Consider the following 20,161-nt stretch of genomic DNA (forward strand, 5'->3'; position numbering starts at 1 on the left):
TGCAACCGTTAAAACACTACATATTTTTGTCAGCCTCTGTTATTAACAATTTATGAGCTTATTGTTCAAAATATTCCAAAAAAAACCCGCGACGATTGCACGGGTTATTTGAATTAAATATAAGAACAATTAGTCCCTTTGTAGAGCCACTATAGGGTCAAGTTTCGCCGCCTTATTAGCAGGATATAAACCAAAACCCACACCGATAGTCATACACACGCCTAGTGCTAACAAAATAGAAAAAGGTGACCATGCAACAGGCCAGCCTGCAGCTGAGGAGATAATTAAGGCCAATAGTAATCCAACGCCAATACCTATGATGCCTCCAGTGGCCGAAATAGCGATACTCTCTATCAGAAATTGTCGAGCTATGTCTTTGCGTTTTGCCCCTAATGCGCGTAATAAGCCAATTTCTCCAGTACGTTCGAGAATGGTTGCGAGCATGATATTCATAATACCAATCCCGCCCACCAGCAAAGAGATCCCCGCCACACAGGCCATAACGATATTAAAGATCTGCTGGGTCTTTTGATGTTGAGCCAATAGGTCTGCTGGAACCACAATCTCAAAATCTTTCTCACCGCCATGGCGCCTATCTAACAGATGTTGCAAGCTTTTAGCCGCTAATGATGGCTCAGTGCCATCCATTAAGGCTAGTTTAAAGGCGTCAAGCTCGCTCTCTAACGTATTAAACTGCAGCTTTTTAAGCGCGGTAGTTAAAGGAATAAAAACTTGATTGCGCTCCCCCCCAAGTTTGACCCCTTGAATGCTCGACTTGCTGCCCTCTTTTTCTGAAAGTACACCTACCACGGTAAACCACTGATGATTAATCTTAATCGAGCTATTAATCGCATTACCTTGAGGGAACAAGCTTCTTGCCGCTTCAGGCCCCAATACTGCAACTTGTTGATAATAATCTTCATCAGTAGCATTTAGCGTTCGGCCTTCCCCCAAAGGCAGCGCACTTAACTCAAAGTAACTGGGTGTTACCCCTGCAACTTTTGCATCGCTGCGGCCTTTTAAGCTGAATAAGCTAAACACCTTTACGTTTTTCTCAGCGCTCCAGTTTTCAACAAACGGTAAAGTATCCCTTGCGCTTTCTATGTCTCTAAGACTTAAGCCGATGCTATGTTCGCGTTCGGATTTTAGCGCCTCACCTTCAGCGCTACGAGCATTAACCACAAGATTATTTACCCCCATGGATTCAATCATTTTTAACGCTTCGCGTTCAGCTCCCTCACCTACACTTAGCATTGCTATCACCGCACCAACGCCAAAGATCATTCCCAATAAAGTTAATGAGGTTCTTAACTTATGATGACGCATTTCATCAAATGCTTGCTTAATCCCCTCCCAATATACGGTAAGAGGTACGGTTGTTTTTTTGCCTTGGATAGTTGCCAGTTCCGCCCCGGGCCTATTCTGGGTCATACTCTATTCCTCTTTGGCGGTGTCGTCAGTGCAACCGTATCGCCTTGCTTTAATCCTTCACTAATAACAGTACGGTTTAGACTGCGATTACCTAGCGTCACGCTTTGTTTAGTAAAGCCTTTTGGTGTTTTAAGGTATACCCAATACTCACCAGACTTTTGAAACAATGCTTGATTAGGCACAGTAATCACATCTTTTGCGTCAAGTGCATGTACCATGGCATTGACCTGTCGCCCAGGCTGCATAATTTCAACCAGTGTCTTGTCGAGGCTAACTGTAATTTGAAAATAATTCACAGGGCTGTCTTGCTCTTTTGCTTTGGCAAGCGCATCGAGCTGGGTCAAAGTCCCTGTAAGCGCCAGATCTGGATAAGCATCAAGATAAAGGGTAACTGGTTTACCAATTGCTAAACCTAATGCCTCTGACTCAAGTACAAACAGTTTTGCTTGCATTTTAGATGTATCAGGCAGCAAACCTATCGCCATGCCCGACCACATCATGTCACCGGGGATAGGTATAACCCCGTTCCAGCCAGGCTGAGCAACAAACAATCCGTCTTGAGGTGCCACGATTTCCATTTGTTGCAAATTACTCGTGTAGCGGTTCATCTTCGCTTTATGCCCTTGTTGCTTAAGCTTTATCAGCTCTTGCTCGGCTTCTGCCTGCGAACCATGCTGACTTATCCCCCAGCCGTAGAAATCCATTTTGGCTTCGAGGTAATCTTGGTTTCGCATCTGATCGATAATGTCGATTTTGGTATAAACACGTTCATCTTCACTAAAGAATCTATCAGCGAGATCTTGCTCCTGCGCCGTTAATTTAGTGTCAGTACTTAGTGTTTTATCGATGGTTTTATCTTTTTTCGATTGGATCTGACTATCTAGCCCTAAACGGTCATAGTCGAGTGACTCCATCTCTAAACGAAAGCTCTCTCGTGTACCGTCCATCCGCGCAATGACATCGCCGGCTTTAACATTGCTAAAATTGTCTATTATCCAAGCTAGAGACTGCGGGCCTCGAAGGCCTGTGGGTACATTGACTGTTATTGAGTTACTGGCTTCTAGTTCACCCGATGCTGGAATATCCACTTTAAAATCAGCACGCTCAACTTCAAAGGTTATTACGCCATTAGTGGTAGGATCACTACACGCACCTAACGCTAAGGTCGCCAGCAATAACATACTGCAACCTAAGCCTTTCCTATAGTATTGAATGGCGTTGTCATGGACTCTATTTGGTGTAAAACCGGTTATGTTAATCATGGCAATAATACCTCTTCACCTTGCTCAATCCCTTGGGTTACCACCACTTGCTCTTTACCCATAGCCCCTAAACTGACGTATTGTTTACTGTCACTAAATAAGCCAGGTTTAATCACGTAGGCTTTACCACGATCATAATGTACTGCATCTAACGACAATAATAACTCTGGGGTTTTATTGGCTATGTCTATACTGATTTTAGCTGTCATCCCCGGGCGCATTAAGCCAGAGTCCACTTCATCAATACTGGCCACCGCATCAAAGATCACTAGCGGCACATCTTGGTTTTTAATTCTAAACACCGCCCCTAGCTCAATGATTTTGCCATTAAAGGTTTTTTCAGGATTGGCGTCGAGACGGATCTTTAACGCTTGACCAACTTGTACCCTACCCGCTTCCACTTCTGGGATGGTCATATTAACCTGCATGTGTTGCAGATCTGGGATACTCAAAACCGAGTCACCACCATAAATATTTTGTCCTTCCGCTAACTTATTGCCTTGTTGGTCGTTACCGTAAACAACCATGCCATCACGGGGCGCAATTAGGGTCAATGACTTGATACCTTTCTTTAAAGCTGCGACTTCTGCAGCAAACTTTTGTTGATCGCCTTCCAGCATCTTCATTCGCTGCTGCGCGCCTTCAATTTCAAGCTCAATCTTTTGCTTGATTAAACTCACGCGGTCTTTAGCGATAATTGCATCTCTTAGGTATTTTTGCTGATCGATAACCGAAACGGTTTCATCGGAAATGTCGACTTTCATCTGACTTTTCTCTTGATTCATCTTGGCTTCAGCCAGATCAAGCTTTAGTTCTTCTAGCTTCTTGGCATTACGCAGCTTGGAAGTTTCAATATCTTGCGCTGTTGTGGCTAGGTTTGCCGATTTAACCGACAAACGCTGTGTCAAGGTAGAGGTATCAAGTTGAGCCACTCTATCGCCTTTTTTCACCTGACTGCCTTCAGGAGCTAACATTTTGACCTGATACTGCCAAACACGCCTTAATGCAGGCGGCTTAAGGTTAACAGTATTGGCAGACACTAATTCGCCCGTCACTTCAATTTGTTGTTCTAATATGCCCGACTCGACTTGAGTTACCACTTGGTCGCCACAGCCTGTGAGTAGGCTAGATAACACGCATATTACGATTGCTGTTTGCTTCATGATGAGCTGGCTCCTGTTTCGACTAACACGCTCATACCCGGAATAATTTCCACTCGCTCATCGACAGCAAACTTAATTGCAATTTTAAACCAGTTACTATTCCCCCAAGCCGCTTGTTTACGCGCTTGACGGCTCACTTGATGAATAATGCCGTTAAGTACTATGCTCGACTGCGAGTCAAGTCGTAAAAGCACAGGTTCTCCTACCGCAATGCGGTCTACGTCGACTTCATTAACCCATGCGACAACTTCTAAGTCATTCAACGCGGGAATATTGGCGACTTGTCTGCCTATTTGTACATTGTCACCCACAGAGTACTTTTTATCCCGCCATGGCTCACGCCCATACAAAACAGGGCCAGCAATCTCAGCTTTTAACTCTAATTGCTCAAGTCCTGCTAGTGCTTGGGACAGTTCAAGCTCAGCACGTTTTTTATCAATAGCAAGTTGAGATAAAGAAGCTGTACGCTTATCTTCAATTTCGGCTAGTGCTTGGTTTTTTTTTGATAATTCAGACTCAGCTTTGAGTTTGTTAAATTGATTATCAGCGTAATCCTTGGCAGAAATAAATTCGGCTGGAATGGCGGCATCTAATTTGGCTTTTTCTAACTCAAGCTTGGCTTGCTTTAAATCAAACTTTGCCTGTAACAATTGTCCATTTAACTCAATCGCTTGGCTTTGCTCCTGAGCCGTCACCCTTAGCAATGTGCCCTCTAATTGCTCGATACGGCTATCTATCTCACTTTTATCAAAAGTAACTACGATTTGCCCCGGCTCAGCCAAGGTGCCCTCTGGCATCATCCATTGAATTTGATAGCGCCATGAGTCGCCCGCTTTGGGTACGACAAACGTTTGTGAGTTAACCGATGCCACCTGGCCTGTTAGCAACAATGGCATGAGTTGTTTTTGTTTCACCGCCGCTATCGTCGAAAGTGCATTAGGCTGAAGATTAGTATTAATATTGGCATCAGCAGAGTCAGCGAGTGCTAATGGGCTTATACAGCTAGCCAATAACATTGAGACTGCAAGCTTACGCTTTTGCCCTGCAAACAGGCTTAGTTGACCAGTCACTTTATTATTAAGAGGCGCTGTACGGCTGAAAATTCGATTAGGCTGCATTTTCACCTCGCTCTTCTATCTCGACGATATCGCCATCACGCATGCGAATAATTCGTTGGGCGTAAGCAGCAACCTCCTCCTCGTGAGTCACTAAAATAATGGTTTGTCCTGCTTGATGCAGCTCAGTAAAAAGCGCCATGATCTCGACTGAAGTTTTACTGTCCAGTGCGCCGGTGGGCTCATCGGCTAATAAAATTGCCGGGCGATTCACTAATGAACGGGCAATGGCTACACGCTGCCTTTGCCCACCCGATAACTGATTCGGTCGATGGTCATGACGAGTATCGAGGCCGACTCGTTTGAGTAACTCATGGGCATAATCAGTATCTTGTACTGGTGAGGCTGAGAACCTTAAGGGTAACAATACATTTTGCAAAGCAGACAAACGAGGTAACAGATGGAAGCTTTGAAACACAAAACCAATCTCCTTGTTACGCACAGCAGACAAGGCATCATCATCTAATTCGGCCACCTCTTGTTCGTTAAGGCTATAGCCACCCGACGTCGGCTTGTCTAAACAGCCAATGATGTTCATTAATGTCGACTTCCCAGAACCTGATGGCCCCATGATGGCAACAAACTCATTTCTCGCAATAGAGAAGCTCACCCCATTGAGCGCTTTTACGCAGCTTTCTCCCATGGGATATTCTTTTTTTAATTGATGAACTTTAATCATAAAATGCTCATATGGCTGGATTAGCAAACATCGTAGACAAGCTCTTATCATACAGAGAAGAGCGCTATAGCTATCTGGTTAATCTGCAAAAATATGTAAATTATCGTTATTATAACTATCGGACAACGATTGTTACTAAATGTTCGATAGCAACAAGTAAATAGACATCAAATGCGGATACCGTAAACGTTTAGGAGGGCAAAATGATAGTGAGGTGCATAATGGTAATGCCGTGCGTAATATTAGTGCGGTGCATATTGTCATCCTTGTTCGTTGTTTATTAAATTCCAATCCTTTTGGAATAGGCTGTTCAACCTACCTAGCTGCACAAGAAAAGGCAAGTTGTGACGCTGTAATCAAATATTAATATGAGCAATATTCATGCTTTACGATTACAACGTAAACTTTAAGATACTGTTTAAACCGTACAATCACACGCTTGAAAGACTCAAAGAGGTTCATTCAGATTGGTATTGCTCTTCTAATTTGACGGTACTTCTAATTTAACTTAACAGCGTGCCGATTAAAGTAAAACCAGCCACAAGCACAAAAAACACCCACTGAAATAACCGCTTAAATGGCGATTCAATATCGCTCATAAAACTAATATACAGCTGCCAAATAGCAAATAGCCCAAAATTAAGCGCTATAAATAGCAAAATCCCAAAGCTTTGCATTGTTGAAATAGCTTCAAAAGCGCAGCAGAACAGAATTAATGATGATAGAAGCAGAAATACCGACACATAGTGAAATACACAATGCATAACTGCCTTGGCAACTGGGTCAAAATCTGCAGCTTTCATCGGCAACAAAAAGTGTCTGCGGCCATAAGAAAAGTGACCAATGGCGGTCAGCGCTGCCAAAAGTCCTGCAATCAACAAATAGATGTTCATGGGTTACTCCTGACCTCGAGATGATGGGATTGCAATAAGTAATAACTTGCAAGCTTGAATTAAGTTAGAGCTATGCGAATAGACAGGGGATTAGCTGACATTATTACAAGCATGTCATTTAAAAGTCACGATTGCAGGGTGAGTATGAAGATCAGTCCTAAATTAAAATTAGAGCCAGCCAAGCTTGTTGGTGGCTCTAATTACACTGGCAGCCTGTACTTTAACTACCCGTTCTAGCTCTGTTCAAGGGACGAATAATCCCATGCGTGTTACATGGTGACCATAGTCCAATAATCGAGACGCTTTTCTGGCTGGGCCAGAATACTCTTACACGTCTCTTTATACTTCCCCATTAATGGGCCTAGGCTTTTAGCATTCGGCATTGAAGATTTATGCTTTTTTGCGGCTGCGACAATCGCAGCCGAAACTTGCTCTTCTGTTTGATATTGCTTCGCTAGCTGTGTCGCCTGTTCGCCCGAAAGTGTTAAACGATCAACCACTGCCGCCATTTGGGGAGCATCCATAGCAGAAATAGCATCGGAAGCGATATGGTAATAGGCCGCACAATCGGCAAGTTCGCCAACAAAGGCGTCTTCCGCCTCCCCAGCTTGGCTATTAAAAGATAGTGTGCTGGCACCCAATACAAGTAGGGCTAGGTTCATCTTTGCAAACATTGAAGGTAATCCTTTTCTTTTTAGTTGCTTCTGATAATGACTAATTAGTGGTTCTTACACTACTTATTTCTACTTTAGCTTTCAATTAATATCAAGTGCATAGCTAAAGAACTCGTTATCTTTTTTAAATGACAACGACTCATAGAGTGCTTGAGCATTACTGTTTTCATTATGGGTTTGTAAGGATAAACTTGCGGCCTCTTGACCCTTAGCATAATCGATAGCACTTAACATCAAAGCGCGGCCAATGCCCTTGTTCCTTGCGCTATCTGTCACATAAAGATCATTGAGAATAAGACTACTTTTAGCAGATATTGAAGAAAAGGTCGGGTATAGCTGAATAAAGCCCAGAGGCTGGTTTTGGCTTGAGAGTGAAATAAAAATCACCGATGTAGCTTCATGAATTCGCTGACCAATAAAACGACGAGCAAGTGCAAGATCATCGTCTTGCTGATAAAACTGTCGATACTGGTTAAACAAGTCCGCAACAGCATCTATATGTTCGGCCAAGGCCCTAACAATTTTAACTTCTTGTTCCATTTACATTCCTTTGTGAGTTAACGCCTTAAAACTCATATCAGTGGCAGACCTTGTGCCACTGAATACGCAGAATTAAGTTAATCTTGATAAGCCAATAGTTTATCTTTCAAGCCCTGCTTTATCTCAGGCCATTCGGTATCGATAATGGAATAGACTACAGTGTCTCTGATGGTGCCATTATCTAATATTTGATGATTACGTAAGATACCATCTTGATTAGCGCCTAAACGGCATATTGCTTGACGAGAAACTTGATTCTGGACATGGGTTCTAAACTCTACGGCCATGACATCTAACGTTTCAAAGGCGTAACTCAGCAGCAGTAATTTAGCCTCTGTGTTAACCGCCGAGCGCTGCGCACTCTTTGAATACCAGGTGTAGCCAATTTCGAGTCGGCGATGTTGCTGTTGCCAGTTACAGATCCGAGTGCAGCCCACTATTTCACCCGAGTAACGATCACGTACTGCAAATGCCAGTGCTTCTCCTCTGGTTTCGCCCGCTAACGCCGTTTCAATATAAGCTTTCATATCGTCAGAGTGAGGTGCAGATGCATACCAAAGCTCCCATAAACTTCCGTCAGCAACGGCAATACTTAACGCGGCTTGATGCTCCAGAGATAAAGGCTCTAGGACGATATGCTCTCCCACTAAACTGGTTTCTCTTACTTCTTCGTTCACCACAACCTCCTGAAAGTTAACTCTTGTACGCTAGCATGGTAACAGGTTCATTTTAACCAAATTCTTGATGAAATTAGCTCAACTCCTAGACAATACCTTTATCATAATAAACAGGATAAAGCGCTATAAATATCGAGCGAAGCTCTTGCCATCTTTAAGTGTTTTGCTTGGTGCTTTTATCGCTGGGGTCCCTAGATAGAGGAAGCCTACAATTTGATCGCTGCTTTGTAGCCCAAGTAATTGATGCACTTTACTATCAAAGGCCAACTCTCCAGTACGCCATATACCGCCCAAACCTTGAGCAAACGCCGCTTGTTGCATCGCCATTACCGCGCATCCAGCAGCAAGATGTTGCTCAATTGCAGGTACTTTAGGATGCTCTATCACCTTAGCTACAACAGTAATCACCATCGGCGCCCTCAGAGGCATATTCTTTGCCTTAGCGATAAAGTCCTCATCGGCTCCTTTAGCTTGCAGTGCTTTGACAAATACTTCGCCAAGTCGAGCGAGGCCCTCCTCTTCGGCGATAATAAACTCCCAAGGCGTCAGACCCGCATGATCTGGTGCTCGTGTTGCTGCATCCAAGATAGTTTGCAGTTGCTCTGTATTAGGTGCTGGTGCGATGAGCCTTGGGGTAGACTGGCGAGTTAACAATAATTCTAATGCGTCCAACGGATTATCCTTAATAAGCGTTCTTAGTAGAAAAGAATGACTTACGTCACATTTCGTGTTCGAGAATATCAAGTGGGTAAAAATATTCCACTCATATTTGTGAATATTTAACTGATTTATAAATGGTTAAATTTACCTAAAACGATAAATCCAAAGCTTAGAATACAAAAAATCCCACTTAGTCAGTGGGATCTCGTCAATGGCTATAGCAATCACATCTTTAGTTCGATTGGTATTAAGCCGCTAATGTGACTCTCAGGCAATACCATTTCGTTTAGCAATATAGTAATCAAGGCTTGTGTAACGCCCTCCTCCCATAAACACTAAAGCCAAAAGCATAAACAGATAAGTGATAGCAAACTCAATACCATTATTTAAAATCACTAGATTACCAGAGCTAGTCAGCCATTCGTAATTACCATTTTCTTGTAAGATCTCTTTAGCCTGTTGCAGCTTCTGAGCAGAGGCCAGTACATTCTCATTAGCTAGCCAAGAGCTCGGATCGGCAATCGCTAGCCAACCGTTTTCAATATGAACACTAAAAGCTGCGACGAACATGGTAAAGGCTAATGGAATTGAGACCAGCCGAGTAGCCAAGCCGACCACCAGCAAGGCACCACCAAAAAACTCAGTACCGGCAGCGAGCGCAACCATCACCTCAGGAAACGGTAGTCCAAGCCCCCAGTCAGGATTACCAAACCAAGCAGCAGTGTCACTAAAGTGAGAAAGCTTATTGTACCCAGCTTGCATCAATACTGGCGCCAGATACAAACGTAGAGCGAGTGGTGCAAGTCCTTCGCCATATTTCAATGTGGTTAAAAACTTCTGATATAAATTAACAAATTGCATTTGATTCCCTCTTCAATTTTTCACTTCAGCATCCAAACTAAAGCCAGTTAGTTTAAGCGCTCTTGCCAATACAGACCTTCATAGCAAGAACTATCTTTCACAGCGCTTGCAGATTGGTCATGTAAGTTGTTCTGCATTACTTTATGGCTGCTCACTGAGTTGATTAAGATCCGTTATCAAATCACGTAGTTTATTATTAAATCGCTGTTTTTGTTTACTCGTCGCGAGTCCATTGAGCCGAATAAGCAGTGCACCAAACTTGGCGGTGTTAGCCTCGACGGAGGCTTTGTAGATCTCCGATTTAATGCTATCTGGTTCAAGCATCAATACTCTTAGGCTGTGGGATAATGCAGACGGATTATGTCTATTCTTCAAAGCTTGCTCAAAGAGTCGGATCCATTCGTGCCGGTACTCAAGCCACATATCTAGCGTTGATGCTCGACTTAAGTTATATTCATTTATCGCCTGTTTCTGCTGCTTAGATAGCTTTCCTAGCCACTTTGTCACTTGCTTTTCAATACGCTTGTTAGCCATTTCAACTAATGCCTGGCTGTCTTTGCCTAGATACTTTTGATTCAGCTTTTTTTCATTTACTCTCAGTTGCTCGATGACCTGTTTAACTTGGTCATCGGAAAAAGAGCTAATTAGTGGGATAAAGGGAGGTTCGACAAACCCCAAAATTCTAGCCCAATGAGCCTTAGCCTCATCGACTTGTTCAGCCCACAAAGCTGGCGTTAATGTTTGCTTATCAAACAGTAATAAAAGTTGTGACAATTGCTGTTCATATCTCGGAAGCTCCTCTGTTCGATGCCAAATTAAGAATTCGTTTAGTGTGGTTTCAAATTCAATCTGTTGTTGCTTATTGAGAGTTACGTATTCCTCTAGCTTCCATTCGATAACCCAATCTAAAAAGTAATAGCCCATTTTTGTAGAGCAGCCCACTAGGGTCACAAGGAGCAAAAAACCTATACATAACTTCCTCATATCCACTCCTGTGACTCACTTATCTATTTATCTAGCATAGAACATGCTTGGTAATTCACCCTAACTCGCTACCGACTTTGCTCAGCAAGATAAAGCTTGCGGAGGTTTTTTGAGGCTTAACGAAGCCAAAGCTTCCCCTATAACGGGGCTATGCGACATAACCTATGCAACGTAACCTATGAAACGAAGGCGATGTAACGTAAATGATGTAAAGAAGGTCATGTGAAATGAAGAGTGAGATGTTAGCAGTAACAGCAATGGTATTAAGAAAGACTGAAAGAACTGGAAATTAAGAGTAGCTGGCGATTAAGCTCCGGTACTGATTAGCATAAGTTAAATAATCAGCACACAAAAGACTGTCTTCTTCGTTAATTTCTGTATGTATTAGACTCACTTTTTCTAAGCTACAACTATCATCGCTATCATCGCTATCATCACTATCATCACTATCATTGCCAGCGCCTCGTTTCAGACAATCAAATGCCATTTGCAGTGCCCAATATACAGCGAAGACCCAATACAGATCTACCGCCGCGGGCAGAGCATTACTCGCCCTTGAATTCAGGTTTGGATGCTCGCTTAAGTAGTTTTCAATCAACCAGCGACGCTGGTCAGAAGACAACGAATGACTGGCAATAACTGAGGCTAAATCACACAATGGGTGAGAGCTACAAGCATATTCAAAATCGATGCATTTGAGCTTATCTTCAACGACTAAAATATTATATGGATTCAGATCCCTATGGCTAAACTGCAGGTTAACCAGACAATCGGCTAACGTTGCCAACATACTCTCTACCTGTAATTGGAGCGCCGGCAGCTGGCTATATAGATTCAACCAAGATTCAACCGTTTGACACTTTGTCTCAAGCGCAATTAATTGCTGCTGCATCTGCTCAAGTCTATGTTGGTAAATCTGCCACTGCTTATCAACACCCATCACGTTTTTAGGGGCTGGTAGCTGCCTCAATCCATTGAGTAAACCTAGCAACTTGTGCTCTGCTCCCGGCCATTTTACTTGCATAGTACTAAGAGGGTGTGACGAATTTGCAGTAATCAAATCACTCCAGCAGCTTTGCTCATTTTGAGCAAAAAACTCACTAAGGTAGAATTGCTTGTCGGGGCTGACATAAACAAGTTGAGGGGCCAATTTAACCTGACTCGCCAACTGCCAATTAAGTACTTCAAACTGGCGGTCGCAGATCTGTGAACTTGCCCAGCTGTTGACTCTTAATACCCACTCTGCGGCATGAGGCTTACTTGGGTGTAAGCCTCGAATATAGTAATTTTGATTACTCAGCCCTTGTGTTAAAGGTGCGATCAAACTGACTTGTGAAAGCTGTGCTTGCACAAGATGTGCTGATAATTTGTCCGCTAAAGGGCTAAGCATTTATACTGCACCAGCGGGTAGTGACTCATCGGCAGCTGCTTGCTGATCATTCATCTTACTGCGCCACATCATATAACCAAACACGACCATACCAATATAAAGTACAAAAAGAATCGCAGTTAACATCAAACCTTTACTGACATATAGATAGATAGAAATCGCGTCGATAACAAACCAGTAGATCCAATTTTCTAATACTTTCTTAGCAACCAGATAAGTGGTCATCACCGCAAAACAGGTTGTCGCGGCGTCGAGATAGGGAAAGGCCGCCTGGGTTTGTGTCGCCATAAAATGGCCAATAACCAGTGCAACTATTGTGGTCACGCCGATTAATTTAAGATGGGTGGCTAGCCCCCAAGAAACGATATTGATGCCATCATGCTCCTTGCCACCTCGCGTCCACATCCAATAACCATAAATAGCCATCGCCATATAGTAGATATTAAGGACTGACTCCATTAACAATGACACTTTCCAAAATAAAACCGTATAGATAGCAGTACTGATAAAGGCTGCAGCCCAACACCAGATATTACCTTTCATTGCCAGTATAAGATAAGCCAGAGCCAATAATACCGCCACGGCCTCCCAGGCCGTTAATGCTTGAGCCTCACCAAAAGCGGCCGTAAAGCTATTGACTAATGTTAGCCAAAGTTCTGACATAGAAATGTCCTCAGCTCAGCACAAAAAATGTGTTTCGCCTAAAAATTAGTGTCTTGAAAATCTAAACATGGTCATAGACTCAATGAAGTTGCTATGACCATGTCATCAATACTTAAGTTATTCGCTATGGCTTAAATTTAGTTCACCGCCAATGAACTTACATACAAACACAGCCTTACCAAACTTTTCATGCGCAGCTTGCATTTCAACAGCAAGCATTGACATCACGTCGCTGTATTCACCAACAACTTGGGTCGCCATGGCATTGGTAACACGTTGTATGTTGTCGTAAGAATCGACACGGGCGATAAACCATTTAATAGGGTCTAAATAGTTATCTTGTAATGGGTAGCAACTAATTTCTGCTGTTAATTTCATTTTATTGACCTCAGCCGCACTCACGTACGGCTCAATGATGTTTTGATTAAATAGCTTGTTTTACAAAAACTTAACGTTAAACGTCATACCAATCTGGCGCGGATCGCCATAACGGATATATTGCTTATCAGCCCAATCTTGATCAGGCTCATTACCGAAGTAGAAACCGCGAACCCCGTATTTTTCATCAAATAGATTGCGTCCCCATAGGTAAACTGACCAGATATCGGCCTCATAACCCAGCTTGGCATTAAAGATTTGATAAGCATCGGATTTAGACTCATTACTGTCTGAATAATAAAAATCACTCTTACCGCTAGCGTTTACATTAGCAAACCAACCGCTATCACTGCGATAAGTCGCGCCTAGACTAAAGGTAAAATTAGGTGAGTGCGCAAGCTCTCGGCCAGAAAGATCGACCATGGTGCCGTATTTATCTTCATATTGATAATCACCATAAGCGGTTTCTAACCAGCCAACACTGCCATAGAGGTTCAGATTATCGGTAGCGTACCAATTACCATCTAATTCGGCGCCATAGTTATGAGAGCTACCTGCATTTTCGGTGAATAGAATAAAGTTACCCTCTTCACCCGGCACTGTTGATTGCTGTGAAGCCGCCACTTGCTGATCTTGTCTATCCATATAGAACAGCGCTAAATTAGTGCTTGCCTGACCATCAAGCCAAGTAGACTTCAAACCAATCTCATAGTTGTAAAGAATTTCTGTGTCGTATTCTTTTTTGTCAGCTAACTCAATAGGTAGTGACATGTTAAAACCACCGGCTTTATAACCCCGTGCCACACGTATATATGACTCATGGTTTTCTGCTAGCGCCTTACTTAGCGCGATATGCCCGCCCCACATAGTTTCACTTGGATCAAAGCTGTCGCCTGCTGAGTCACTATAATCGCTGTCTCGACGTTCAGCACGTAAACCAACAGACAGTGCGTAGCTTGCACCTAAGTCTGAATCTAACTGGCCGAAAATAGCGTAGTTTTGAGCTTGGTATTCGGCTGATAACTGATTATAGCTATCAACCGTGTCGTTATCTTCTTGTAAATCCATACCATAAACACCTAATAACCAATCGGTGCTATCAGCAAAAATACGACCCGATTCGGTAGAAGACAATCTGAACTCTTGAGTTACTGTCTTTCTCTCGCCTTTCTTATCCCAGTTATATTCATATTCACAAGGCGAACCATCGCAATCTCGACTAGCCCAGTAATCAGGGTTTGCCCAGTCACCATCATAGTTATGACGAGTGTCAGATTGTGCAAATGAAGTAAGAGACGTTAGCTGAAACTTCTCGGCGCCAGTATAAGTAAATTTAAGCGATGAACCTGTGGTTTTTTGCTTATCTTCACCTGGTGCGTCAGTTAGGGTATCGAAGCCATTATTATCTAATGTCCAGGCATCATAGCCGTTGTCATAGTTAGCGTGTAGAAAGGTTAAATCGATTTCTAAGTTGTCGGTGGCGTACCAACGCAGCTTCGCGCGGCCGGTAAATTCATCACGGTTATTGATGTCGCTACGATCAAGATAAAGATTGTCTCGGTAGCCGTCTTGTTGATGTTGCTGTAGTGAGACACGATAAAGCAGATTGCCTGAATCGGTTAATGGGCCAGAACTAAAACCGCTGAAAGTTTGCAGATTATCATCGCCCAATGACACTTCTGCACCATTTTCAAAAACATCGGTTGGATCGTTACTCTTAAGATAGATCAGGCCCGCTAATGCATTGGCTCCGTATCGAGTTCCCTGCGGTCCTCTTAGCACTTCGACTTGCTGTAAGTCATACATGCTCGACACCATACCCAAGCCAGATAGGTCTATATCATCAACCACAAAGCCTACTGAAGAGTTAGGTGCGCCTTGATACTCTTCCTGCTCACCGACACCACGGATTTGGAAGTATTTAGGTCTTGAGCTGCCGCCTGACCAGTTAAAGTTAGCAATATTATTGAGGATATCTTCAAAGTGTTGGGCACCTTCATCTTCAATTTGTTGCTGATCGATAATGGTGACACTCGATGGCATTTTCTCTAGTGCACTACCACGAAAATCGGAGGTGACAACCATGACTTCGATATCGTCTTTGGTTGGCGATGCGTCGTCATTAGCAAATGTATTGGAAGATGAAATGGCAGCAATAACCGCAAGGGCTATCGGTGAATATGATTTTAGCTTTAACATAGGACCTCAAAATAAAAAATTTGAGATCCGGCAACATAAAGAAGCGATCGGAAAATGAATTGTGGCCCATTCCTACGCCGGTATTAGCCGGATCAGGTTCAAAGGGTTCGTTTTTCAACATCTCAGTCAAATCTATAATTCCCACTTTAGGCTTATAGACTTTAACACCCCTTGGCGAGCGCGATTATACATGAAATTTACAAGTCGATGACAGTCTTATTAAGAAACATGAACGCTATGCATAAAAAAACGCCAGCTTAGCTGACGTTTTGTTAACAGGAATGCTTAGAAATAAGCTTTAGTTTGCCAAGGTTAGTTCGAGAAGGCCTTTCTGACATATAACTCAAATCGAGTTGCATTAGCGTTAGGTGCAACAGCACTCACTTGCATCTGCTGTTTACCGTGTAACTTAATGGACTTCCAGCTCACTCCTTCATCGTCAATGGTCATGCCATTGAGATCAAACCAAGTAAACTTATACTGTAACCTCAAGTCGGTTGAGACTTGACTCGCTATGGTGCCAGTACCGCGTAAGAAGCCACCTTCTGGACGCGCCATGATATTGCTAACTTGTACCTCATTACCAAAGCTGTTGTTATCGACTCGAACCGCTCCATTCGATCCAGCCATAACCCCTGCGGTATGTGGAGCGCACGCCGTAATTGCCGCCGCGGTAATCAGTCCCAATAAAAGCTTTTTCATTTGTGTCCCCTGTTTAACGCTAAAACCTTATCTAGTTATACAATTAATCGCTTAATCGATCAAAAAATGTGCCCTAGCCGTCGCAATAAGGTGTTTACGATTGGTTTGCCAACAATTAATACTCACATTGGCAACTCGGCGCCCTTGACGAGTAATTTTACACTCGGCAAAGCTGTCTTTATGGTAACCCGCCCTGAGGTAATCAATAGAAAAATCCACCACCTTGGGTACCTTGCTGGTTTGCATAAACACCATCAATTGCACAATTGCTGACATTTCCATAAAGCCAGCAATCACTCCGCCATGCAGCGCTGGTAATATAGGATTACCTATGTTGTCATCTTTGGCTGGAAGCTTAAATACTAACTCGTCACCAAAACGTTCAACCGCCATGCCAATAAACTTAGCGTAGGGAACGTGCTCGAGTAGATGACCGAAGTCATTAAGTTCTTTTGCCTTTTTGACAATACTTTTAACATCTAACTTACCGCTCTCATCATGAGCTGCGTCATCAAGATCCAAACCTGTCGAAGAACCGAGATCATCATGCATTGCCATCAGCTTTCCCCATTAACGCCAATCTAAACTCTTCACCAACCATCTCAGGACTGATCCGCATAAACGAACCTACGGCATGAGCAATAGGATTATCAATTGAATCTTGATAAGCAATTGCACGAGTGAAGGCGACACTTGACGACAATTTATAGCACTCAGCAAAACCATAAACAGGCTTATGAGGCACAGCAGGCTTCATATAATCTACACGTAGATCAAGTGTTGGGGAGATCTCTAATAATTGAAACTTGTCAAAAATAGAACATACCACAGCACAGCCACTAGCGGTGTCCATCAAGGTGGTGATTACCCCACCATGAATCACGCCAGTATCTGGATAACCAACAAGTTGAGCATCATAAGGCAGCTCAATTAGCACCTTTTTGCCACTTGCTTCTAACACTTTGAGTTTAAGTTTACGGCATTGAGTCAACTGCTCAACGAACCGACTCGCCATGCCTGTTAATGAGTCATGCTCGTCAATTAAACTCATTCACCTAGACTCAGCATCGGGCCTAATGGCTGCCCACCGAGTAAATGCATATGGATATGGAACACTTCCTGTCCGCCGTGCTGATTACAGTTCATGATCAAACGATAGCCATCTTCAGCAATGCCCGCTTCTTGCGCCAATTTTGCCGCTACAGACATCATACGGCCTAATGCTTTTTCATCAGATGCTTTGATATCGTTTGCTGTTGGGATCAAATGATTAGGTATAATCAACACATGGGTTGGTGCTTTAGGCGTGATATCTCTAAATGCCGTAACAAGATCGTCTTGGTACAGAATATCTGCTGGAATTTCACGTCGAATAATTTTGCTAAATATGGTTTCTTCGGCCATTTTTCTGCTCTCAATAAAGGAAATCACTAGCCATAGTATACTCGAAAATCTAGCTAAGGCGATGGGATTACCCGATGTAAATCATTCAATTGCTGTGAACTTATCTGCCCTAAAATTAAACAGCTGTCTATACAATATGATTGACTTTAGATTGATTACCGCTTCTAATGAAAAAAAAATTTGCAGGAATTTGACAATGCTTACGGAAAAAGAAACCGCACTACTCAATGCGGCCACCGAACTAGTGCAAGAAAAAGGCATGATTGCACTGAATATGTCAGATGTTCATAAACGAGCAGGATATTCTCGTGCCGCTCAGTATCAATCCTTTAGTGATAAGAATGCACTTCTTGCTGCACTGTGTATGCGTGAACTCGTGAACAATACACAAGCAATCGAAGAACAGCGCTTTGATGATTTCACAGGTAATTTCTCGGTAGTGCTAAGACCCGTCGTTTATCGTTATTTAAAGTTGTCAGACAGGCTAATGATAGATTCAGCCTTCGGCCTGATGCTAACGCAAGTGCGTTCTCTACCCGATGAAGAGCGTTTTAACTTCTTAAAGAGTGGTTTCGAGTTCTTGAATAAAGAACGTGAAATGAATAAGTAGTTCTGTAAGAAAGACTCTTAGTCAACTAGCGGATAAGTTAATAATACAAAATAGTCGGTGAAAGCCGACTATTTTTTGTTGAGTAGACTTATCCTACTTTTTTTAGTGATGGGATACTGCAGGCATTAGGAAGCAATATCTGCCCTCTTACTTTTAAAAATATCTGATAACAATCAGAACAGACATAACGCGATGATAACGTATTTTTGGTTTCAAACTGATTACAGAAAGTACAAAGACCAAAGTCCGACACTTTCTTAAGCTCAGGTCTCATCGTCAGTGATGACTTATACGCCTCAGGAGACAAGGCTAATACATAACGACTTAAGCCTATCGCAAGAACTTTAAACAGATAAATACTCAGAGAAATTATCATAGTGGCAATCATCGTCATAATACTCATTGCAGAAGCATTACCCTTAATGATAAACACCAAGCCAGCCAAACACATCAATACCATTAATAATGTTAATGCCTTATCAATTAAGGGGAGTTGCTGTTCAAACTCTAACGGCTTAGCCATTTTCAACCTAGCTCTTTGATTAAATAAACTACACCATCTTTCTCATAAACCTGCTTTACTTCATTGCCCTCACCTAACACAACCACTTCGTTACCTTTATCAGTGACAGCATTTCCAGCAGCATCTAACACTATCGCCATTCCCATCGCAGTTAAAAGAGGAGAGTGATAAGCATGGTAATGACGATGACTTTTAGGCACGACGATCACTTTAGTGCGGCCATAGTGCTTGCCTAGCTTCTGACATTTAATACCACCAGCTCGCTCACAGCCAACTGAAGCCGCCTGAATAGAAAACACACTCATAGCAAAAAATACTACAGCGCAAGATATCAATTTCATAAACTGCCCTCTTCTCAGTTATCTCTACATTTGAATAGATCATAACTCAGAAAAACACAACTGTCTAGCAAGCAGTGTAACTCCTATATGCAAGGCAATAAAAAAGGCACCAAAACGGTGCCTTATTTAGCCTATTTGACTCATCCTAAATAACGTTAAAATTAGCCTTGTTCTAGCCTTGCATTTACACGTTCAGCTGAGTGCGCTTCTAGCCAATATTTCTTTAAAATAGGATTTTCAAGCCCACTTTGTGTATCTGCAAGGTTCCAAGCACGCTTCCAGATCCCGTCGGCAATCATATGCACTACAGCACTTTCTATCGCTTGGGCTACACATAAGCTCACAGGTTCATTTGAGGTATAGCCAACTTCTGACTCCAACAATTCTTGAGCGTCGATAAACTTAAAAACCCCTGCTGTAAGCTCCTTAGACAGTACCGACTTTGTCGTGGTAACACTACTAAGTAGTCTTCCTGTTCGAATGTCGACGGCTCTTAGGTTAACGGTAATGCTATCGACTCGAAATTGGCCTGATGCACCGATCCCTAAATAACGCGCACCTGCGCCACCCGTTCGAATATTCGTGTCATAAGCAACAATTCCCCCCTCCATCAAAATTTGAGCGGAATTTAACTGACTTAAACTCGCCACATCGCCCTTTAAACCCGCTCTAACAATCTTACGTTCCGTCAACAGATTCTGTAACCCCTCACGTTCCACAGGAATAAACCAGCTAGAGTCGTTAAGTGCCTGAGCTAAAAACGCAGTACCGCTTTGTGGCACAGCTGTAGAGAAGTTACTCGAAGGAATTGGCTTATACTGACCAGTCTGATCTCTAAAGTCATAAACAGCCGCAACCATGCTGCCTTGCGGAGCCGGTAAACCGATAAGATCATAGTATGTCTCACTTTTCGGCATAAGACTCGACGTAGGTTTTATCTGTTCTAGTTCACTCGTAGTCGAGCAGGCGCTCACCAGAGTTAACAATACAAGTGGAATTAGCTTTTTCATGA

Annotated in this window: 24 protein-coding genes and 1 riboswitch; of the genes, 1 reads left to right on the top strand and 23 read right to left on the bottom strand. The window is 42.8% G+C overall.

Annotated features, from left to right (window positions below; translation table 11 throughout):
• Window positions 1-129: 129 nt before the first annotated feature.
• From K5Q73_RS06960 to hinT, 20 genes are all read right to left on the bottom strand, one after another.
• Window positions 130-1,431 (bottom strand): ABC transporter permease, encoded by a 1,302-nt coding sequence (locus tag K5Q73_RS06960; protein WP_374706818.1) that lies wholly within the window; start codon window positions 1,429-1,431, stop codon window positions 130-132.
• Complete coding sequence (locus tag K5Q73_RS06965) at window positions 1,428-2,612, bottom strand: efflux RND transporter periplasmic adaptor subunit (RefSeq protein WP_259650707.1); 1,185 nt, start codon at window positions 2,610-2,612, stop codon at window positions 1,428-1,430. The genes K5Q73_RS06960 and K5Q73_RS06965 overlap by 4 nt, the downstream gene beginning before the upstream one ends.
• A 77-nt stretch (window positions 2,613-2,689) precedes the next feature.
• A complete protein-coding gene (locus K5Q73_RS06970) occupies window positions 2,690-3,856 on the bottom strand; it encodes an efflux RND transporter periplasmic adaptor subunit (RefSeq protein ID WP_220759323.1) in 1,167 nt (388 codons plus the stop codon).
• Window positions 3,853-4,974 (bottom strand): HlyD family secretion protein, encoded by a 1,122-nt coding sequence (locus K5Q73_RS06975; RefSeq protein ID WP_259650697.1) that lies wholly within the window; start codon window positions 4,972-4,974, stop codon window positions 3,853-3,855. The genes K5Q73_RS06970 and K5Q73_RS06975 overlap by 4 nt, the downstream gene beginning before the upstream one ends.
• A complete protein-coding gene (locus K5Q73_RS06980) occupies window positions 4,964-5,650 on the bottom strand; it encodes an ABC transporter ATP-binding protein (protein ID WP_220759324.1) in 687 nt (228 codons plus the stop codon). The genes K5Q73_RS06975 and K5Q73_RS06980 overlap by 11 nt, the downstream gene beginning before the upstream one ends.
• 503 nt (window positions 5,651-6,153) lie before the next feature.
• Entirely contained in the window at window positions 6,154-6,543 is a 390-nt protein-coding gene (locus K5Q73_RS06985) for a hypothetical protein (RefSeq protein ID WP_220759325.1), read from the bottom strand.
• 269 nt (window positions 6,544-6,812) lie between these two features.
• Complete coding sequence (locus K5Q73_RS06990; protein ID WP_220759326.1) at window positions 6,813-7,217, bottom strand: hypothetical protein; 405 nt, start codon at window positions 7,215-7,217, stop codon at window positions 6,813-6,815.
• An 81-nt stretch (window positions 7,218-7,298) separates the two neighbouring features.
• Entirely contained in the window at window positions 7,299-7,757 is a 459-nt protein-coding gene (locus K5Q73_RS06995; protein ID WP_220759327.1) for a GNAT family N-acetyltransferase, read from the bottom strand.
• Window positions 7,758-7,834: 77 nt separating this feature from the next.
• Window positions 7,835-8,434, bottom strand: coding sequence for a GNAT family N-acetyltransferase (locus K5Q73_RS07000; RefSeq protein WP_220759328.1), 600 nt, complete (start codon window positions 8,432-8,434; stop codon window positions 7,835-7,837).
• A 123-nt stretch (window positions 8,435-8,557) separates the two neighbouring features.
• Window positions 8,558-9,106, bottom strand: a complete 549-nt coding sequence (locus tag K5Q73_RS07005) for an NAD(P)H nitroreductase (protein ID WP_220759329.1) — start codon at window positions 9,104-9,106, stop codon at window positions 8,558-8,560.
• Window positions 9,107-9,361: 255 nt separating this feature from the next.
• Window positions 9,362-9,955, bottom strand: coding sequence for a DoxX family protein (locus tag K5Q73_RS07010; protein WP_220759330.1), 594 nt, complete (start codon window positions 9,953-9,955; stop codon window positions 9,362-9,364).
• A 141-nt stretch (window positions 9,956-10,096) separates the two neighbouring features.
• Window positions 10,097-10,939: a DUF6279 family lipoprotein gene (locus tag K5Q73_RS07015; protein ID WP_220759331.1), complete on the bottom strand. Its 843-nt coding sequence runs from the start codon at window positions 10,937-10,939 to the stop codon at window positions 10,097-10,099.
• A gap of 289 nt (window positions 10,940-11,228) precedes the next feature.
• Window positions 11,229-12,329, bottom strand: a complete 1,101-nt coding sequence (locus K5Q73_RS07020; protein ID WP_220759332.1) for a phosphotransferase — start codon at window positions 12,327-12,329, stop codon at window positions 11,229-11,231.
• Window positions 12,330-12,992, bottom strand: coding sequence for a nicotinamide riboside transporter PnuC (gene pnuC / locus K5Q73_RS07025; protein ID WP_220759333.1), 663 nt, complete (start codon window positions 12,990-12,992; stop codon window positions 12,330-12,332).
• 117 nt (window positions 12,993-13,109) lie between these two features.
• On the bottom strand, window positions 13,110-13,370 hold the full coding sequence (locus tag K5Q73_RS07030) for a YkoF family thiamine/hydroxymethylpyrimidine-binding protein (RefSeq protein WP_220759334.1): 261 nt from the start codon (window positions 13,368-13,370) through the stop codon (window positions 13,110-13,112).
• 60 nt (window positions 13,371-13,430) lie between these two features.
• Entirely contained in the window at window positions 13,431-15,569 is a 2,139-nt protein-coding gene (locus tag K5Q73_RS07035) for a TonB-dependent receptor (protein WP_220759335.1), read from the bottom strand.
• A 52-nt stretch (window positions 15,570-15,621) separates the two neighbouring features.
• Window positions 15,622-15,751: riboswitch (TPP riboswitch) on the bottom strand.
• Between the two features lie 130 nt (window positions 15,752-15,881).
• A complete protein-coding gene (locus K5Q73_RS07040) occupies window positions 15,882-16,271 on the bottom strand; it encodes a YcfL family protein (protein WP_220759336.1) in 390 nt (129 codons plus the stop codon).
• Between the two features lie 51 nt (window positions 16,272-16,322).
• Entirely contained in the window at window positions 16,323-16,823 is a 501-nt protein-coding gene (locus tag K5Q73_RS07045; protein ID WP_374706819.1) for a PaaI family thioesterase, read from the bottom strand.
• Entirely contained in the window at window positions 16,816-17,322 is a 507-nt protein-coding gene (locus K5Q73_RS07050; protein WP_220759337.1) for a PaaI family thioesterase, read from the bottom strand. The genes K5Q73_RS07045 and K5Q73_RS07050 overlap by 8 nt, the downstream gene beginning before the upstream one ends.
• Complete coding sequence (gene hinT, locus K5Q73_RS07055; RefSeq protein ID WP_220759338.1) at window positions 17,319-17,675, bottom strand: purine nucleoside phosphoramidase; 357 nt, start codon at window positions 17,673-17,675, stop codon at window positions 17,319-17,321. Before hinT ends, K5Q73_RS07050 begins: the two co-directional genes overlap by 4 nt.
• 196 nt (window positions 17,676-17,871) lie before the next feature.
• Here hinT and K5Q73_RS07060 point away from each other — a divergent pair, with 196 nt between their 5' ends.
• Window positions 17,872-18,285, top strand: coding sequence for a helix-turn-helix domain-containing protein (locus tag K5Q73_RS07060; protein ID WP_220759339.1), 414 nt, complete (start codon window positions 17,872-17,874; stop codon window positions 18,283-18,285).
• Window positions 18,286-18,373: 88 nt separating this feature from the next.
• Here K5Q73_RS07060 and K5Q73_RS07065 read toward each other — a convergent pair whose 3' ends face one another.
• From K5Q73_RS07065 to K5Q73_RS07075, 3 genes are all read right to left on the bottom strand, one after another.
• The gene (locus K5Q73_RS07065; protein WP_220759340.1) at window positions 18,374-18,808 is read right to left on the bottom strand and encodes a hypothetical protein; all 435 of its coding nucleotides are present in this window, start codon (window positions 18,806-18,808) and stop codon (window positions 18,374-18,376) included.
• 2 nt (window positions 18,809-18,810) lie between these two features.
• Complete coding sequence (locus K5Q73_RS07070) at window positions 18,811-19,149, bottom strand: hypothetical protein (RefSeq protein ID WP_220759341.1); 339 nt, start codon at window positions 19,147-19,149, stop codon at window positions 18,811-18,813.
• A gap of 161 nt (window positions 19,150-19,310) precedes the next feature.
• The gene (locus tag K5Q73_RS07075) at window positions 19,311-20,159 is read right to left on the bottom strand and encodes a CsgG/HfaB family protein (protein WP_220759342.1); all 849 of its coding nucleotides are present in this window, start codon (window positions 20,157-20,159) and stop codon (window positions 19,311-19,313) included.
• Window positions 20,160-20,161 lie beyond the last annotated feature (2 nt).

This window comes from Shewanella sp. MBTL60-112-B2, assembly GCF_019655055.1.
Classification (GTDB): Bacteria; Pseudomonadota; Gammaproteobacteria; order Enterobacterales; family Shewanellaceae; genus Shewanella.

Coding starts and splice junctions, on each gene's coding strand:
- K5Q73_RS07015 (WP_220759331.1), bottom strand. CDS start 10,939: ATGAGGAAGTTATGTATAGGTTTTTTGCTCCTTGTGACCCTAGTGGGC.
- K5Q73_RS07030 (WP_220759334.1), bottom strand. CDS start 13,370: ATGAAATTAACAGCAGAAATTAGTTGCTACCCATTACAAGATAACTAT.
- K5Q73_RS07065 (WP_220759340.1), bottom strand. CDS start 18,808: ATGGCTAAGCCGTTAGAGTTTGAACAGCAACTCCCCTTAATTGATAAG.
- K5Q73_RS06965 (WP_259650707.1), bottom strand. CDS start 2,612: ATGTTATTGCTGGCGACCTTAGCGTTAGGTGCGTGTAGTGATCCTACC.
- K5Q73_RS07070 (WP_220759341.1), bottom strand. CDS start 19,149: ATGAAATTGATATCTTGCGCTGTAGTATTTTTTGCTATGAGTGTGTTT.
- K5Q73_RS07050 (WP_220759337.1), bottom strand. CDS start 17,322: ATGAGTTTAATTGACGAGCATGACTCATTAACAGGCATGGCGAGTCGG.
- K5Q73_RS06980 (WP_220759324.1), bottom strand. CDS start 5,650: ATGATTAAAGTTCATCAATTAAAAAAAGAATATCCCATGGGAGAAAGC.
- K5Q73_RS07060 (WP_220759339.1), top strand. CDS start 17,872: ATGCTTACGGAAAAAGAAACCGCACTACTCAATGCGGCCACCGAACTA.
- K5Q73_RS06985 (WP_220759325.1), bottom strand. CDS start 6,543: ATGAACATCTATTTGTTGATTGCAGGACTTTTGGCAGCGCTGACCGCC.
- K5Q73_RS07010 (WP_220759330.1), bottom strand. CDS start 9,955: ATGCAATTTGTTAATTTATATCAGAAGTTTTTAACCACATTGAAATAT.
- K5Q73_RS06975 (WP_259650697.1), bottom strand. CDS start 4,974: ATGCAGCCTAATCGAATTTTCAGCCGTACAGCGCCTCTTAATAATAAA.
- K5Q73_RS07075 (WP_220759342.1), bottom strand. CDS start 20,159: ATGAAAAAGCTAATTCCACTTGTATTGTTAACTCTGGTGAGCGCCTGC.
- pnuC (WP_220759333.1), bottom strand. CDS start 12,992: ATGTCAGAACTTTGGCTAACATTAGTCAATAGCTTTACGGCCGCTTTT.
- K5Q73_RS06990 (WP_220759326.1), bottom strand. CDS start 7,217: ATGTTTGCAAAGATGAACCTAGCCCTACTTGTATTGGGTGCCAGCACA.
- K5Q73_RS07045 (WP_374706819.1), bottom strand. CDS start 16,823: ATGCATGATGATCTCGGTTCTTCGACAGGTTTGGATCTTGATGACGCA.
- K5Q73_RS06960 (WP_374706818.1), bottom strand. CDS start 1,431: ATGACCCAGAATAGGCCCGGGGCGGAACTGGCAACTATCCAAGGCAAA.
- K5Q73_RS06970 (WP_220759323.1), bottom strand. CDS start 3,856: ATGAAGCAAACAGCAATCGTAATATGCGTGTTATCTAGCCTACTCACA.
- hinT (WP_220759338.1), bottom strand. CDS start 17,675: ATGGCCGAAGAAACCATATTTAGCAAAATTATTCGACGTGAAATTCCA.
- K5Q73_RS07040 (WP_220759336.1), bottom strand. CDS start 16,271: ATGAAAAAGCTTTTATTGGGACTGATTACCGCGGCGGCAATTACGGCG.
- K5Q73_RS06995 (WP_220759327.1), bottom strand. CDS start 7,757: ATGGAACAAGAAGTTAAAATTGTTAGGGCCTTGGCCGAACATATAGAT.
- K5Q73_RS07020 (WP_220759332.1), bottom strand. CDS start 12,329: ATGCTTAGCCCTTTAGCGGACAAATTATCAGCACATCTTGTGCAAGCA.
- K5Q73_RS07035 (WP_220759335.1), bottom strand. CDS start 15,569: ATGTTAAAGCTAAAATCATATTCACCGATAGCCCTTGCGGTTATTGCT.